This is a genomic window from Delftia sp. 60 (assembly GCF_002754395.1).
Taxonomy (GTDB): domain Bacteria; phylum Pseudomonadota; class Gammaproteobacteria; order Burkholderiales; family Burkholderiaceae_C; genus Comamonas; species Comamonas acidovorans.
On sequence record NZ_PEFD01000001.1, the window covers coordinates 618,492 to 634,395 of the forward strand.

General features: G+C 68.6%; 15 protein-coding genes. 8 read left to right on the plus strand and 7 right to left on the minus strand.

Annotated features, from left to right (window positions below):
• The first annotated feature begins 4 nt into the window (after nucleotides 1-4).
• From CLV01_RS02790 to CLV01_RS02815, 6 genes are all read left to right on the plus strand, one after another.
• Nucleotides 5-475 (plus strand): hypothetical protein, encoded by a 471-nt coding sequence (locus CLV01_RS02790; protein WP_013800299.1) that lies wholly within the window; start codon nucleotides 5-7, stop codon nucleotides 473-475.
• A gap of 8 nt (nucleotides 476-483) precedes the next feature.
• Complete coding sequence (locus tag CLV01_RS02795; protein ID WP_180288351.1) at nucleotides 484-1,305, plus strand: DUF2145 domain-containing protein; 822 nt, start codon at nucleotides 484-486, stop codon at nucleotides 1,303-1,305.
• A gap of 67 nt (nucleotides 1,306-1,372) precedes the next feature.
• On the plus strand, nucleotides 1,373-2,506 hold the full coding sequence (locus tag CLV01_RS02800; protein WP_099732436.1) for a zinc ribbon domain-containing protein: 1,134 nt from the start codon (nucleotides 1,373-1,375) through the stop codon (nucleotides 2,504-2,506).
• A 156-nt stretch (nucleotides 2,507-2,662) separates the two neighbouring features.
• Nucleotides 2,663-3,877, plus strand: coding sequence for a GGDEF domain-containing protein (locus CLV01_RS02805; protein WP_099734999.1), 1,215 nt, complete (start codon nucleotides 2,663-2,665; stop codon nucleotides 3,875-3,877).
• Between the two features lie 160 nt (nucleotides 3,878-4,037).
• Nucleotides 4,038-5,198 (plus strand): GGDEF domain-containing protein, encoded by a 1,161-nt coding sequence (locus CLV01_RS02810; RefSeq protein WP_257221176.1) that lies wholly within the window; start codon nucleotides 4,038-4,040, stop codon nucleotides 5,196-5,198.
• A 97-nt stretch (nucleotides 5,199-5,295) separates the two neighbouring features.
• Nucleotides 5,296-6,072 carry a hypothetical protein gene (locus CLV01_RS02815; RefSeq protein ID WP_231890588.1) on the plus strand — a complete coding sequence of 259 codons (777 nt, stop codon included), beginning with the start codon at nucleotides 5,296-5,298 and terminating at the stop codon, nucleotides 6,070-6,072.
• 34 nt (nucleotides 6,073-6,106) lie between these two features.
• On the opposite strand, the gene CLV01_RS02820 is transcribed toward CLV01_RS02815, so the two are convergent.
• Both CLV01_RS02820 and CLV01_RS02825 read right to left on the minus strand, forming a co-directional pair.
• Entirely contained in the window at nucleotides 6,107-7,105 is a 999-nt protein-coding gene (locus CLV01_RS02820) for a Bug family tripartite tricarboxylate transporter substrate binding protein (protein ID WP_099732434.1), read from the minus strand.
• A complete protein-coding gene (locus tag CLV01_RS02825; RefSeq protein WP_099732433.1) occupies nucleotides 7,102-8,232 on the minus strand; it encodes an aryl-sulfate sulfotransferase in 1,131 nt (376 codons plus the stop codon). Before CLV01_RS02825 ends, CLV01_RS02820 begins: the two co-directional genes overlap by 4 nt.
• A 111-nt stretch (nucleotides 8,233-8,343) precedes the next feature.
• On the opposite strand from CLV01_RS02825, the gene CLV01_RS02830 reads away from it, so the two are divergent.
• Complete coding sequence (locus CLV01_RS02830) at nucleotides 8,344-9,294, plus strand: LysR family transcriptional regulator (protein WP_099732432.1); 951 nt, start codon at nucleotides 8,344-8,346, stop codon at nucleotides 9,292-9,294.
• A gap of 36 nt (nucleotides 9,295-9,330) precedes the next feature.
• On the opposite strand, the gene tgt is transcribed toward CLV01_RS02830, so the two are convergent.
• Nucleotides 9,331-10,503: a tRNA guanosine(34) transglycosylase Tgt gene (gene tgt / locus CLV01_RS02835; RefSeq protein WP_012202481.1), complete on the minus strand. Its 1,173-nt coding sequence runs from the start codon at nucleotides 10,501-10,503 to the stop codon at nucleotides 9,331-9,333.
• A 135-nt stretch (nucleotides 10,504-10,638) separates the two neighbouring features.
• On the opposite strand from tgt, the gene CLV01_RS02840 reads away from it, so the two are divergent.
• Nucleotides 10,639-11,109 (plus strand): universal stress protein, encoded by a 471-nt coding sequence (locus tag CLV01_RS02840; protein WP_034397960.1) that lies wholly within the window; start codon nucleotides 10,639-10,641, stop codon nucleotides 11,107-11,109.
• A gap of 25 nt (nucleotides 11,110-11,134) precedes the next feature.
• Here CLV01_RS02840 and CLV01_RS02845 read toward each other — a convergent pair whose 3' ends face one another.
• The 4 genes from CLV01_RS02845 to CLV01_RS02860 all read right to left on the minus strand — a co-directional run bounded on the left by CLV01_RS02845 (nucleotide 11,135) and on the right by CLV01_RS02860 (nucleotide 15,640).
• Nucleotides 11,135-11,587 (minus strand): hypothetical protein, encoded by a 453-nt coding sequence (locus CLV01_RS02845; protein ID WP_012202483.1) that lies wholly within the window; start codon nucleotides 11,585-11,587, stop codon nucleotides 11,135-11,137.
• 167 nt (nucleotides 11,588-11,754) lie between these two features.
• Entirely contained in the window at nucleotides 11,755-12,975 is a 1,221-nt protein-coding gene (locus tag CLV01_RS02850) for a phospholipase A (protein WP_012202484.1), read from the minus strand.
• An 89-nt stretch (nucleotides 12,976-13,064) separates the two neighbouring features.
• Nucleotides 13,065-13,553 carry a hypothetical protein gene (locus CLV01_RS02855; protein ID WP_013800308.1) on the minus strand — a complete coding sequence of 163 codons (489 nt, stop codon included), beginning with the start codon at nucleotides 13,551-13,553 and terminating at the stop codon, nucleotides 13,065-13,067.
• Between the two features lie 17 nt (nucleotides 13,554-13,570).
• Complete coding sequence (locus CLV01_RS02860) at nucleotides 13,571-15,640, minus strand: ATP-dependent helicase (RefSeq protein WP_099732431.1); 2,070 nt, start codon at nucleotides 15,638-15,640, stop codon at nucleotides 13,571-13,573.
• Between the last annotated feature and the right edge of the window lie 264 nt (nucleotides 15,641-15,904).

The following is a 15,904-nucleotide window of genomic DNA, read 5'->3' on the forward strand; positions in this document are numbered from 1 at the left end:
AGCAATGATGGTCAACCAATCCGTTTTCGCGCGCCTGCCGCGTGCCCTGCTGGCCGCTGGCGCGCTGTGCGCAGCCCTGGCCATGGCGCCTGCCCATGCGCAAAGCGAGGCCTCCGTGGCGCTGTCCATGCTGCCCGTGGCCTCCGTGGTGGGCACGGCTTCGGTGGCTTCGACGGCCGCTGGCGCCGTGGTTGCATTGCCGGCCGCGCTGTCGGTGGGCGGCGCGGTGCTGACCGTGAAGGCGGTGCAGGCCTCGGCCACGGGCACGGTCTATCTGCTCGAGCGTGCCTCCGACGGCGCCCAGGCCAGCGTGGAAGTCGTGGGGCGGGGCGCATCCGCCTCGGCCTATGCCGTGGGCACGGTGCTGACCTGCAGCGTGATCGGCGCAGGCGTTGTCATCTCGGCGGCCGGCAAGGTGCTGGCCTTCATTCCCAACGAGATGGGCAAGGCCCTGCTGCACAACGAACGCCTGTGATGCCCGCCATGAAACCGTCTCTCTCCCTTTCCCCTGTGGCCCGTTCCGCCTGCCTGGTGCTGCTGCTGCTGGCCGCCGCGCTGGGCACGGCCCATGCAGGCCGCAGCTGCGAGGACAAGCCCCTCACCCCCCAATCCCTGCAAAAGGGGCTGGACCTGGCCCAGCGCACATCCCAGGCGCTGGATGCCGAATATGCGAAGAACGGCACCCGCGTCGTGCTGCTGGCGCGCGTAGGCCAGGACCTGAGCAAGTACGACCTGCACTATTCCCACTACGGCTGGGCCTACAGGACCCCCGAAGGCCCCTGGCGCGTGGCGCACAAGCTCAACGAATGCGGCACGGCCGGCGGCCATGTCTACCGCCAGGGCCTGGGCGAGTTTTTCCTGGACGACCTGTGGCGCTACGAGGCCGGCGTTCAGGTGCCCACGCCCGCCGTGCAGCAGGCGCTGTGGACCTTTCTGACCCAGCCCCAGACCGTGCTGCGCCTGCAGCACGAGCCCTACAGCATGGTCAGCTATGCCTGGGGCCAGCGCTACCAGCAGTCCAACCAGTGGGCCACCGAAACCCTGGCCGCCGCCATGGAGCCGGCCACGGTGCAGCGGCGCGAGCAGGCCCAGGCCTGGCTGCAGTTCAAGGGCTACGAGCCTGGCGTGCTGGTGATTCGCGCGCTGTCGCGGCTGGGCGGGCGCGTGACGGCTGCCAACATCGCCTTCGACGACCATCCCAACGACAAGCGCTATGCCAGCCGCATAGAGACCGTGACCGTGGAGTCGGTGACGCAATGGCTGCAGCGCAGCCAGCTGGCGGGTCCGGTGCGCGTGCTGCCCTGAGCCGGACCGGCTTTTCCTCTGCCTGCGGTCTTCCCCGGCCGCAGGCCACTGAAACAGGAGTTTCCCCATGAGCAAGGCCCTGCGTCTGCCCGAGAAATGGTTCCGCCGAGGCCTTTGGCTGGTGGCGGTGGTGTTCGCGTCCTTCCTCATCGGCCTGGGCGGCCTGGTGGTGGGGGATCTGCCCCAGGTCGAGTCGCCGCGCACGGTGGAAGACTTCATCGCGCCCGCTGCGGCCGAGCCCGTCAAGGCCGAGATCAAGGCCGCCGATGCCGATCACGACAAGGCGGAGACGGCGCTGCAGAACGCTCGCCTCAAGTACCAGGCCACGCAGGCGCGCTACCGCTCGGCGCGCGAGACCTTCGACAACTGGGTGGCCACGCGCCGCGCCACGGCCCGGCCCGAGCAGGACAGCGAGCTGCTGTCGCGCACCCAGGCGCTGGATGCCATCAAGCAGGAAGAGAACACCGCACGCGCCTCCGTGGAGCGGCTGCAGGACGCCAGCCTGCAGGCACGCCAGCGCCTGGACGCGGTCAACCGCCAGTGGGACGGTCTGCGCGACGGTGCCATGGAGTCCTGGCGCAAGGAGATGCGCGCCATCGAGCTGCGCGTCTTCCTCTACCGCCTAGCGCTGACCCTGCCCCTGCTGCTGGTGGCCGGCTGGCTGTTCGCCAAACAGCGCAAGAGCACCTGGTGGCCCTTTGTCTGGGGCTTCATCTTCTTTGCGCTGTTCGCCTTCTTCGTCGAACTCGTGCCCTACCTGCCCGACTACGGCGGCTACGTGCGCTATGTGGTCGGCATTGTGGTGACGGTGCTGCTGGGGCGCGCGGCCATTCTGGGCCTGAACCGCTACCTGGAGCGGCAAAAGCAGCAGGAGTCACTGCCCGAGACGCAGCGGCGCCAGGAACTGGGCTACGACGTGGCCCTGGCCCGTCTGGCCAAGGGCGTATGCCCGGGCTGCGAGCGCCCCGTGGACCTGAAGGACGGCGCCATCGATTTCTGCCCCCACTGCGGCATAGGCCTGTTCGACCGTTGCGGCAGTTGCAATACCCGCAAGAGCGCCTTTGTGCACTATTGCCACAGCTGCGGCACCCAGGCCGATGGCAACCGCAGGAAGCCGGGAGCCGTGCTGCCTTCCACGTCTGCTGCGCCTGCCGTGGCTCCCCTGCCTCCCGTGCAGGAGGCCGGGCCGGCACCGGGTTGAGTCTGGCTGAGCCGCCTGACCCCCGCCTGAAGTGGCCCTGGCGGCGGCTGTGGCGGTGTCGGCCGGGGCCGGCAAGACCCTTGAAGCTGCGCGGGGTTGTGGTACACCATGGCTTGCGCGCTCGGCCGGGGCGCAGATGTCTTCAGCGAGGATGCCATGTCACGCCAGCTGCCGTATCCCCCACAACACACGCCAGCGCAGCCCGCCCACCCACCGGCCGGCGCGTCCGCCCATCTTCTTCCCCTGGCGGCCTGGGCCGTGGGGGCTGCCCTGCTGGCCGGCCATGTGCTGGCCGGCCCTTCTTCATGGAAAGCCTGGGCGGCCTACGCCGCGCTGTCGGCCCTGGCCGGCATGGCCTGGGTCTGGCGCTGCCATGCTGCCGGCCTGCCGCTGACCCGGACGCTGCGCGGCCACGGCTGGATACAGGCCACGATGGCCTTGCTGCTGGCGGCCTGGCAGCCCTCGCTGGCCTGGGCCTCTGCCCTGCTGTGGCTGGCCGCCATCGCCTGGCTGCCCTGGGATGGCGAGCGCGAGCAGGCGCTGCACTTGCCCGCAGGCCAGATCGTGCTGCTGTGCGCCATGCTGGCCATGCTCTGCGCCGTGGTGGTGGCCAGGCCCATGCCGCAGATGGCACCGGGCTCGGTCGCCGTGCGCATTCTGTGGCTGGCCAGCGTGCTGCTGCCGCTGGCCGTGCATGCGCTGGCCCTGTGGCAGGCACTGAGCCGCATGCAGCGCCAGTACACCGAGGAACTGGCGCAGCTGTCCAGCTACTGCGGCCAACTGGCCGACGATGTGCAGCAGCTGCAGACCCGCGTGGGCTCGCTGCAATTGCCCACTGGGCGCGACACGCTGACCGGCGTGGCCAATTACTCGCGATTGATGGATGCCGTCGATGGCCTGCGCGAGCGCCATGCGCGCAAGCCCGAACCGTTTTGCGTGGTGCTGCTGGAGCTGGACCCCTGGGTGGAGCGTGCGGGCATGCACCCGCCCCACAAGGGACCATCGCTGCAGGAGCGGGTGCTTCTCATGCTCAGCGGCCTGCTGGTCACGCACCTGCGCACGGTGGACGGCATAGGCCGCTACCGCGATGACACCTTCATGCTGGTGATGCCGGATACCGCCTCCGTCCAGGCCGTCTGGGCGCTGCAGCGCGTGCGCGAGGGCGTGCGCCAGCAGCACTGGAGCGAAAAGCCCATCCCCGATCCCGACAAGGACCCGCTGACCCTGACCCTGGCCGTGGCGGAGTTCCAGGCGGGCGAAACCTCGGAGCGGCTGGTGCAGCGTGCCGAAGCGGCCCTCGCGCATGGCCGCGCCTGCGGGCGCAACCAGATCGTGGTGGCCGAGGACGTGCGGCCGCCACGTACCTCCTAGGCGAGAAGGATGCAATCCCCGGGATTTCCCGGATGCGGTCACAATGGGCGCCCATGAGGGCCGCCGGCCCGCCGCGCTTCTTCGCATGCCCGTGCTTTCCTCCATTTCTCGGAATTTCCCGGACCGTCTCCTGTGGGGGCCGAAGCCGGCGTCGCCGTTGGTGGACGAAGCGCTGCACCTGGAGCGCTGGAAGCGCCGCACCTGGCAACTGCACATCTCCGTGCTGGTCAGCCATATCTATGCGCTGCTGCTGTTTCTGGGCCATGCCTGGGCCGGCTATGCGCCCTGGGCCGTGGTGCTGGGCTATGGCCTGTGGGTGGTGGCGGGCATGGGCTTCATCACCTGGGCCTATGCCAGCGACTGGTGCCACAGGCTGCGCGACCCGGGCATGTTCCTCACGCACCAGCTGGTGTCCATCATCGGCGTGCTGGGCATGGTCATGGCCGCCCCTGCGCTGGCGTTCCAGTCCATGGTGATGCTGATCGCCTTCAGCGCCGACGGTTTCCTGGCGCGCAGCCGCACGAGCTTTTGGCTGACCTGGATAGGCACGCTGATCGCCGTGGCGGCCATCATTCTCTGGCGGGGGCCGCTGATGCGCATGACCACGGACACGGCTGCAGGCCAGTTGCTGGCCTTCGGCGTGGTGCTCGGTGCCGTGGTGCGCTGCAGCGTGCAGGCCACTTTCTTTCGCAGCATGCAGTACCGGCTGGGCATCGCCAATGACAAGCTGGCCACGGCGCTGGCGCAGATCGAGGCCCTGCTGCGCCATGATGACCTGACCGGCGTCAGCAACCGCCGGGGCGTGATCGAGCGGCTGCACGAGGTGCGCACCGCCGCCCACGACCGTGGCACGGTGCTGTGCGTGGCGCTGCTGGACATAGACCACTTCAAGCGCATCAATGACAGCTTTGGCCATGAGGGCGGCGACCGCGTGCTGCGCGCCTTCGGAACGCTGCTGAAGTCGCAGCTGCGCAGTGCCGATGGCGTGGGCCGCTATGGCGGTGAGGAATTCCTGCTGGTGCTGCCCGACACCGACCTGGCCCAGGCCAGCGAACTGCTGGAGCGCCTGCGCCTGCGCATTGCCGAAGCCCCGTGGACGCAGACCCTGGGCGAGGGCGCCCGCGTCACCTGCACGCTGGGCGCCGCGCAGTACCGCGCGGGCGAGTCGGTGGAGGCGACCATTGCGCGTGCCGATGCGGCGCTTTACCGTGGCAAGGCCCAGGGCCGCAACTGCACGGTGCTGGAGCCGCAGCAGGCCCCGCAGGCCTTGAGCGGCGCCCCGGCCCCCCGGACTGATGCCGGAATGCCTGACCGCTTGTGAGTGCAGCTCACGACGGGTGACAGAAAACATCGTTATTCATGCGCACCAATCGTCCATAGCATCGGCATCCATGCTCGGAATGGACAAGGGTGCAAATATGAACCAATGGTTCGCTGAAATCGCCGGCAACGGGCCCGAGGGCGCTGGCATCGTGGTGTCTGCGCAAGGCTGGGATAGGCATCTGCAGTCCGGCCCACGCCAGTTGCAGGCCGGCCCGCTCCGCGCCGAACTGGCCGACGGCGGCCTGCGCAATGTCCGCTATGGCGGTGTCGACATCCTGCGCTCCATGGCCTTTGTGGCGCGCGACGGACAAGGTGACCGCTGTGTGCATGGCGCGGGCGAACTGAGCCTGCGCGAGCGGGCCGGCCGCTTCGAGGCCTTCTACGAAACGGTGGTGGACTGCGAGGAGCTGAGCCTGGCTTGGCGCGTGCGCATCGTGGGTTCGGCGCGCGGACTGAGCTTCACGTGCTGGGCGCGTGCCCAGGGGGATGTCGACGGCGGCCTGCAGCGGGGCCTGCGCGCCGGGCGGGCAGGCCTGGAACTGGTGTATCCGCTCAAGGTCCTGGCTGGCCGGCCCGTGCATGTCCAGCATGTCGATGGCAGTGCCGAAACCACCGTGCTGCCCGAGCCCGATGCGCTGCAGCGCCTGTCGCAGCTGTCTGGCATCGCCCATGAGCCCGCACCGGGCCTGCAGGTGGACTGCCGCCTGGAAGGCGCCGAGTTCGAGATGCTGGGCCAGCGCTGTGGCGGCAAGGCCTTTTTCCGGCTGCAGCCGCGCGCGTTGTCTCCTTCGCCCTCCTACCCGTTGACCCGGGGCCGGACCCTGGTGCAGATGGCCGACCTCTTGTTTGTCTCGCCCGGCGCCCTGCAGTAGCACCGCAAGCAGCGCCTGGCCTGGCCTGGCCGGGTCAGCCTGTGCCTTGCAGGCGGGCGGCGTGCACCGTGGCCTCCAGCAGCTTTCTCTCCCGCTCCAGGTGGGCAATGAACTGGGCTTGCTCCATGGCCATGGGCTTGAAGCCGGCCTCGGCGAGCTTGCGCACCAGATCCGGCTCGGCCAGCACGGCTGCGGTCTCGCGGGCCAGGCGCTCGGCAATGCGGGCATCGGTGCGGGCCGGCAGCAGCAGGCCCTGCCAGGCCTCGACATCAAAGGACTGCCAGACCGGCGTTTCCTGCAGGCTGGGTGTCTGCGGCAAGGTGGCGGCGCGCAGGCGCGAGGTCACGCCCAGGCCGCGCAGCTTGCCTTCGCGCACGAAGGACTGGACCAGGGCCACGGGCAGCACGGCCAGGTCGATCTGCCCGCCCGCCAGCTCGGTCAGCGCCTGCGGGCCGGATTTGTAGGGCACATGCGTCCATGACAGGCCGGCCTGTTGCTGGAGCATTTCTGCGGTCAGGTGCAGGCTGGTGCCCACGCCATCGGTGCCCACGGTCAGCCGGCCCGGCTGCTGGCGCGATAGCTGCACGAGCTCGGCCGCCGTGGTGGCCGGCAGGTCGGGGCGGCCTGCCAGCACGAAGGCCGAAGAGGCCACGGGCGCCACGGGCAGCAGTTCCCTGAGGCCGTCATACCGGAAGCGCTCTGGCGACACCAGCGGCGCAATGAGCACGCAGCTGGCCACGCCGAACAGCGCGGTATGACCGTCCGGCCTGGCCTTGATCACCCGCTGGGTGGCGATGGTGCCCGAGGCGCCCACGGTGTTTTCTATGACCACGGGCTGGCGCAGCCGCTCCGCCAGGCGCGGCATGACCAGGCGCGCGGCCACGTCCACGCTGCCGCCTGGCGAAAAGGGCACGACCACGGTCAGCGGCTGGCTGGGCCAGGCGTCGGCCCCAGCCGTGGACGCACGGGCTGCCTGTGACAGCCAGGGCGCGCCCAGCATCCAGGTCGCCATTTGCCTGCGGTTGAGGCTCATGACAGCCTCCCGGCGGCGCTCAGCCAGGGGAGCTGGTCCGCGTGGTAGCGCCAGGTCTGGAACACGCTGTTGAGCCGTCCGGGGCCGGTGCGGCGCGCTGCGGCATCGGGGTACTCGGCGAACCAGGGAAGGATGTATTCCCAGACCACCTCCCCCACAGGCGTGACCTCGAAGAGCCGGCCCGTGGCCGATTCGGTGATGTGGGTGTTGCCGTTCCACAGGCGCTGGGCATTGCCCATGAAGGCGGTGTAGAAGGCGTTGACCATCTCGTCCTGGTAGCTCCAGACCACGCGGTGGTCGGCAGGATCGATCTCCACCACGCGCGAGAAGGCCACGTGGGCGCCTTCGCGGAAGTTGCCGTTGTCGAAGGCCAGGATGTGGCCGTTGTCCAGCGCCACGGGCGCATGCTGGTGCGAGACCACGGAGGGCGGAATGTGCAGCGTCACCGCGCCGCTGGCCTTGTCCACGGCGATGATGCCGGAGGTGGTGCGCAGGCTCATGAGCACGCTGCCGTCGGCCCTCACGCCCAGGCCGTTGACCAGCGGCCAGTGGTAGCGGCCAAAGCCCGGGTGGATGGGGAAGTCCTCGGGCGCGAGATGCTCCCAGGCCTTCCATTCCCAGACCAGGCGGCCACTGCGGTCCACTTCGCGGATCACGTCGCCGTACATCACCTCGCCGGGCCCGTGCGCGGTGCCGCCGGGCACGCGTTCGGCAAAGCCCGCAGGCACGGGCGCGCAGGCGGCATAGAGCAGATGGCCGTTGGGCAGCCACTGCGCGTCATGGTGGTGGTCCGGGTCCTCGTGGCGCCAGACGATCTCGCCCTGCGGCGTGACCTCGTAGAAATCGCCGCCATGCCACATGGACCATGGCGCATAGCGGTCAGGCGAGCGGGGGTGGTTGCCGTTGTAGCCCAGGTTGCCGTTGGGCAGGATCACGGCGTGCCGGCCCGCGCGCACGGGCAGCTTCCATTCATGGGCCACGCGGCCTTCGATGTCCACCAGGTAGACATGGCCGTCGGCCGTCTGCGGCGCGATCAGGGTGTAGCCGCCGGCCGAGAGGGCGGGGTCGTGGGCGATGAGTCCGACGCCGCGGCGGCGCTGGGTGACTTGGTCTACGGTGCTTGCCATGGGCTGCTTTCAAAGAAGGCCGGGAATGAGCGCCACTCTAGGCAGTCGCAAGCGTCAGGAATAGCTGTTTGTTTTGGATGAGGTGTCAGATAAAAATTTACACTCCGCGCCATGCCCGCAATCTCCCAGGCCTTTCGCTGTTTTGACGAGGTGGCGCGCCGTGGCTCGGTGCGCAAGGCCGCCGTCACGCTGCACCTGACGGCGGCCGCCGTGAACCAGCAAATCCTCAATCTGGAGGCCCAGGTCGGCGTGCCGCTGTTCGACCGCCTGCCGCGCGGAATGCAGCTGACAACGGCCGGGGAGCTGATGCTGGCGGCCGTGCGGCGCAGCCAGCGTGACTTCGACAACGCGCTGGCCCAGGTGGAGGACCTGCGCGCCCTGCGCCGGGGCCATGTGCGCGTGGGCGTGTCCCATGCCACGGCCGAGTACCTGCTGCCCCTGGTGATCGCCAGCCTGCACGGGCGCTATCCGGGCATCACCTTCAGCGTGCGTTCGGGCACGGGCGAGGAGCTGCTGCGCGGCGTGGCGCAGGGCGAGATCGATGTGGCCTATTGCCTGCGCCGCCCGCCGCCGCCCGGCGTGCAGGAGGTGCGCGCCTGGCCCCAGCCGCTGGGCGCGGTGATGGCCCCCGGCCATCCGCTGGCCACCGAGCCGCGCCTGCTGCGCCTGCGCGATTGCGTGGACTATCCGCTGATCCTGATGGCGCCGGGCATGGAGTTGCGCAGCATGCTGGAGCAGATGGACAGCGCGGCCCTGCACCAGCAGCGGCCGCTGGTGGAGACCAGTTCCGTGCCCATGGTGCGGCGCCTGGTGGCCGGCAGCACGGCCCTGGGATTCCTGGTGCCCGACAACGTGGCCGAGGATGTGGCGGCCGGCCGCCTGCTCTGGCGGCCCCTGCATGACGCAGGTGCGCAGTTGCCCGGCTGCCTGTACCAGCGCATCGGCTACACCAAGGCAGCCGCCATGCGGCTGTTTCTGGACGAGCTGGAGCGCGTGGCCGACGGGATGCGCGCCGGCTTCGAGACCGGCGTGTCCTGGTCGCTCAAGGACCTGGCGACCTGAGTGACCTGAGCGACTCGAGCAATCGGCTGGGGGGCGTCAGACGCCCCGGGCGCGCTCGGCCTTGAAGCGTGCGCGCATTTCAGTGAAGTTGCCCGCCTCCAGCGCATTGCGCACTTCCTGCATCAGGTTCAGGTAGTAGTGCAGGTTGTGGATGGTGGTGAGCATGGGGCCCAGCATCTCGCCGCAGCGGTCCAGGTGGTGCAGGTAGGCGCGCGAGAAGCCGTCGCGTCCGCCTTGCTCCCAGCTCACGCCGCTGGTGCCGGCGCAGGCATGGCAGGTGCAGCTGGGGTCCAGCGGCTGGTGGTCGGTCTTGTGGCGTGCGTTGCGGATCTTCAGGTCGCCATAGCGCGTGAAGATGGTGCCATTGCGCGCATTGCGCGTGGGCATGACGCAGTCGAACATGTCCACGCCGTCGGCCACGCCCTGCACCAGGTCCTCGGGCGTGCCCACGCCCATCAGGTAGCGCGGCTTGTGGGCAGGCAGGCGGTGGGGCGTGTGGGCCATGATGGCCAGCATCTCGTCCTTGGGCTCGCCCACCGAGACGCCGCCCACGGCGTAGCCGGGGAAGTCCATCTCGACCAGGGCCTGCAGCGATTCCTCGCGCAGGTTCTCGTACATGCCGCCCTGCACGATGCCGAACAGCGCATTGGGGTTGCCCAGGCGCTGGAACTCGTCGCTGGAGCGCTTGGCCCAGCGGCGGCTCATCTCCATGCTCTTGCGCGCCTCGGCCTCGGTGGTCTTGTGGCCGTTGGTCTCGTAGGGCGTGCATTCGTCCAGCTGCATGACGATGTCCGAGTTCAGCACGGTCTGGATCTGCATGCTGACTTCGGGCGACATGAACAGCTTGTCGCCGTTGACCGGGCTGGCGAAGTGCACGCCTTCCTCGGTGATCTTGCGCATGGCGCCCAGGCTCCAGACCTGGAATCCGCCCGAGTCGGTGAGGATGGGCTTGTCCCACTTCTCGAAGCCGTGCAGGCCGCCGAAGCTCTGCATGATGTCCAGCCCCGGACGCATCCACAGGTGGAAGGTGTTGCCCAGGATGATCTGCGCGCCCATCTCCTGCAGGCTGCGCGGCATCACGCCCTTGACGGTGCCATAGGTGCCCACGGGCATGAAGATGGGTGTCTGCACCACGCCGTGGTTGAGCGTGAGCTGGCCGCGGCGCGCGTGGCTGGAGGGATCGGTCTTGAGCAGGTCGAATTGCAGCATAGCCCTCCATTGTCCCAGATGGCCGCATGTGCGTGTCGGACGCGCCGGGACTGCCCCCGGAGCCCGTCTGGCTTAGCCGGCCCGCGTCTACACTGGGGTGGTTGCGATTCGCCAGCTACAAAAAAGGAGGTCCGCATGCTGAAGATCATGATTGCCGTCGATGGGTCCGAGCCCTCGCTGGATGCCGTGCACCACGCCATCTCCCTGGTGCGCCAGGGCCTGCAGGCGCATTTCGTGCTGGCCCATGTGCAGCAGGAGGCCTCGCTGTTCGAGCTGGCCACGCAGGACTCGGACATGATCGCCGCCGCCAGCGTGGACGCCGGCATGCACCTGGTGGCGCCGGCCGTGGCCCTGGTGCGGGCGGCCGGCATTTCCTACGAGGTGGAGATCGGCCTGGGCGAGCCCGCCGCCGCGCTGGCCGACATTGCCGAGAGCACGGGCTGCGAGCAGATCATCATCGGCGCCCTGGGCCAGGGCGGCCTGCGGCGCGTGCTGATCGGCTCGGTCTCGCGCGAGGTGGCACGCAACAGCCGGCTGCCTGTGACCATCGTCAAGCATGCCGAGCCGCACGATGAAGAAGGGGAAGAGGACCTGGGTCCCGAGTGAGGTGGTGCCGGGCGCGCGCGGGCTTTCAGGCGGCCCGCCGTTGCTGGCCCTGATGGGACTGGTGCCGGCCTGCATGGGCGCCGTAAGCTCCGTAGGCACCATGAGCGTGCGCATGCGCGTGGGGTTGCAGCTTGCCGTGCGGCAGGCTGGCCAGGCGCTGGAACATGCGGCGGCAGTAGCCGCGTATGCCCAGGCATTTGTTGATCTCATCCACCGGCAGGGGCCCGGAGACCACGACGATGCTGTCGGCCTGGTCCCAGTCGCCGGCCGCGCGCAGCCGCCTGCGCGTGCACAGCGCCCAGGCATGGATGCGCGTGGGCGAGCCATGCTCATGGACCTGGCCCGTGACCAGGTCGAAGGCAATGGCCACCAGCTCGGTCCTGAGCCGGCAGCGGCGCTCGCCCGTGATGGCACTGGGCGTCTCGCGCATGTCGTACAGGCAGTAACTGCCGGCCTTGAGCTGGTATTGCAAATCCATGGCGGACCTCCGCGGTTCGTTCTGGGGCGGGTTCCGGGCCTGCCTGAAAAGGCCCGGGGCATCGGCGCATTCTGACGCATGGCCCCGGCCGCTGGCAATGCAGCCAGCGGGACGGGGCTTCCCCGCGAAGGGCAAGCGGCAAAGCGTGCCCGGCAAGGGCCGGTCTTCTAGAAGTCCAGAAGACTGAAACCCACGCTGAGCACGGTGCGCTTGTAGTTGTAATCGATCAGGCTGTCACCGTATCCGCTGAAAAGCTGGACATGCAGGCGCAAATTGCTCTTGCCACCGTTCCATCCTTCGCCTAGGGTGCGCAGCCATTCGACGCGGCCCGAGCCGCGGCCCTGGCCCAGCGAGCCGCGCGCAGTGAAGCCCAGATAGTTCTGCGCATTGACGTTCCAGCCCAGTTTCACCTCGCCCCGGCCGATGTAGTCCTGGATGCGCGGGTTGTCGTCGTGCTCGGCGCTTTCGCGGATGCGCTGCCAGGCCTTGGCGTGCAGCTGCCAGCGGTTGTCCAGCTCGAAGCCGGTCATCAGATACCAGCGGTTCCAGCTGCGCGACAGCGGATCGCTCTGGCCGTTGGACTGGTGCACCAGGCCCACGCCGCTGTAGCGCCAGCGCCAGCCGAAGGGCAGCCGGGCATCGGTGGGGTAGACGTAGAAGATCTCGGGCTCGTGGTCCGTGTTGCGGAAGGGCCGCGAGATGGCGGGGCTGAACAGCTGCCAGTACGACTGCTGGGTGTAGCCGACCCACAGCGAGTCCTTGCCCGCCGAGGTGCTGCTGGTCAGCAGGCCCTGGGCGACCTTGGTGCGCACGGACAGCTGCACGCGCATTTCCTCGGTCTTGTAGGGCTGCGACTGCGCAGGGTCCTTGCCGGGCGTGGTGGGCTGCCGGTTGACATGGTCGGCCGTCACCACGGACACGGACATGGGCCGGTAGCCGCGGAAGCTGAAGGTGCCGCAGTCGCTGCCCGGTTCCAGCTCGAAGTAGCGCGACAGCTCGCTGTAGCGCGGGTCGCGGCAGCCGCCGTTGGTGGGGGTGGTGGGCAGCGCCAGGCCCTGGCCGCTGTCGGCCGTCACCACGGGGGCGGGCGTGGGCAGGGCACCAGGATCGGCTGCGGCGCTGGCGGCCGGAGCACTCCAGCCGGTGGCCGGCGGCGCGGTCAGCGGTTGCTGCTGCTGGGCCCAGGTGTCGAAGCAGGCCAGGCGAGACTGGTTGTCCGTGGTGGCGGCGCACTGGCGCCAGGCGTCCTCGGACAGGGGGCGGGGCGCGGTCTGCGCCTGGGCGCCGAGCCAGGGCGTGGCGCCCAGTCCCATGGCCAGGGCCCACTGCAGGGGTGTCGGCGTGCGGCTTGGGCGCTTGCGGCGATCCAGGTGTGTAGGAGTCGTCATGGCTTGGGTCCGGTGATGGAAGGAGCGAAGAGTAAGGGGTAATTGAGTGAAGAGGGAGCAGGGGGCTCGTGTGCAGGCTCGGGGGCCGGTCACGGCGCGAGCTTGCGCAGCACGAAGGGCCGGGGCGCCGCATCGTCGCCTTCGATGAAGTTGCCGCGGATCTCGCGGGCGCAGCTGCCTTCGACGACATCGCCCAGCCAGGTGGCGGTGATGCGCTTGCCGTCGGCGCTTTCTTCCAGCGTGATGTGGTCATCGGCCACGTCGCCGACCATGGGGCGGGTGTCTGCGCCGCGCGCAATCGTGCCCTTGACGTTGCCCTTCCACTGGGGGTGCGGCCCCAGCTGCAGGCGCACGGGCTGGGACTGGCCTTCGACGGTTCCCGTCCATTCGCCCTGCAGCTGGCTGTCCTTCATCTCCTCGTCGCCGGGGCATGGGGCGTGTGGCAGGGCGGTGGCAGCGCGGGCGGCCTTGGGCGCGGCCTGGAGGGTGGGCCGGGTGGTGGTCTGCAGGTCCGTGCTGGAGCAGGCGGTGGTCACGGCCACCAGCGCCAGGCTGAGAACGGGGCGGTAAAAACGCATGCGGTGTCTTTCTGGAATCAGGAGTCGGTGGGCGTGGACTGCTGCGCCTTGAGGGCGAACTCTGCGCGCAGCTGGCGCAGCTTCTCGCGCGGGTCCTCGCGCGAGGTGGCGGCGTCCAGGCCCATTTCCTTGATGAAGCGGCTGGGCAGGGTGGAGACCATCTCGCGTCCCTTCTTGCGGCGCTTGGTCCAGCTCACGGCCAGCGAGCGCCGGGCGCGCGTGATGCCCACGTACATGAGGCGGCGCTCTTCCTGCAGGCGCTGGGCGGTTTCGTCGCTGACCTTCTGCTGGCGGCCGTTGTCGTCGTCGAGCTTGAAGGGCAGCATGCCCTCGGTCACGCCCACCAGCATCACATGCGGCCATTCCAGGCCCTTGGAGGCGTGCAGGGTGGACAGGATGACCATGTCCTGCTCCTTCTCGCGCTCGCTGATGGTGGACAGCAGGGCGATGTTGCGCGCCACTTCCAGCAGGCTCTTGACCTCGGTGTGCGTGGTCGTGCCCGCCGCGTCCTCGATCTGGCCGCCGGCGCGCTGGGCCATCCAGTCGCAGAACTCCAGCACGTTGCTCCAGCGGGCGGCGGCCACCGATTCGCTGTCCTCGCTGTCGTAGAGGTACTGCTCGTAGCCGATCTCCTTGAGCCAGTCGAGCATGAAGCCGCGCGACTGCTCGGCGCCCAGCGTGTGGCGGGCGCGGTATTCGAGGTCGTTGATGTAGCGGCCGAACTCCAGCAGGCTGTCATGCGCCTTCTTGGGCAGGGCCGCTTCCAGCATGTGCGCGAACAGGGCGCCGAACATGCTGAGCTTGTGCTGCGAGGAAAACTCCCCCAGCTTGCCCAGCGTGGTGTGGCCTATGCCGCGCCTGGGCGTGCCGATGGCGCGCAGGAAGGCGGGGTCGTCGTCGTTGTTGATCCACAGCCGGAACCAGGCGCACAGGTCCTTGATCTCGGCGCGGTCGAAGAAGCTGGTGCCGCCCGAGACCTTGTAGGGAATGCTGGCCTTGCGCAAGGCCTTCTCGAAGGGCTTGGCCTGGTGGTTGGCGCGGTAGAGGATGGCGAAATCCTTCCAGTCCGGCGGCGGGTTGCTGGCCGCGCGCAGGCTCTGGATGCGGGCGACGGCGCGCTCGGCCTCGTGCTCCTCGGTGTCGCAGTCCACGATGCGCACGGGCTCGCCCTCGCCCAGCTCCGAGAACAGCGTCTTCGGATAGAGCTTGGGGTTGGGCTGGATGACGTTGTTGGCCGCGCGCAGGATGGCCGAGGTGGAGCGGTAGTTCTGCTCCAGCTTGATCACCTTGAGCTGCGGGAACTCCACCGGCAGCTTCTTGAGGTTGTCCAGCGTGGCGCCGCGCCAGCCGTAGATGCTCTGGTCGTCGTCGCCCACGGCGGTGAAGTGGGCGCGGCTGCCCACCAGCATCTTGAGCAGCTCGTACTGCGTGGCGTTGGTGTCCTGGTATTCGTCCACCAGCACATGGCCCAGCAGGCGCTGCCATTTCTCGCGCACCTCGATGTGGTTCTTGAGCAGGCGCATGGGCATGCCGATCAGGTCGTCGAAATCCACGCTCTGGTAGGCGGTCAGGCGCTCTTCGTAGCGCTGCATGATCAGCGCCGTGCTGCGCTCGTTGTCGTCCTGGGCCATGGCCAGGGCCTTGCGGCTGTCCCAGCCGGCGTTCTTCCAGTTGCTGATGGTCCACTGCCACTGGCGCGCCGTGGCCAGGTCGGTGGTGCCGCCCGAGCAGTCCTTGAGGATGCCCGTCACGTCGTCGGCATCCAGGATGCTGAACTGGGGCTTGAGGCCCAGCACGTGTCCGTCCTCGCGCACCATGCGCACGCCCAGGGCGTGGAAGGTACACACCAGCACGTCCTTGGCCTGGCGGCCGATGAGGCCGGCCGCGCGCTCGCGCATTTCGGCTGCGGCCTTGTTGGTGAAGGTGATGGCCGCGATGCGGCGCGGCGCCATGCCCATCTCGATCAGGCGCCCGATCTTGTGCGTGATCACGCGTGTCTTGCCCGAGCCCGCGCCGGCCAGGACCAGGCAGGGGCCTTCGGTGTAGTGGACGGCCTGGAGCTGGGCCAGATTGAGTCCTGCGGACATGGGTGCGTTGCGCGGGGAAAGGCGTGAAAGTGAGGGAAGCGGGAGCATACCGCTTCGGGGATCGTGGCCATCAGGCCATGTGTAAGCACCCTTGGAATTCGGCGACAAATCTCGCGGCCACTCTGGTCCGCACTGTGGCGGCGTTGGTCTAAATAGAAAAGTTCACATTAAATCAAGTGAGTAATGTGTAAAAACTATCCAAAATATCAGTCTTCGCCGATGTTCTGTCACGGGCGAATCTGGTTTGTCCATTTCAGTTCCTAT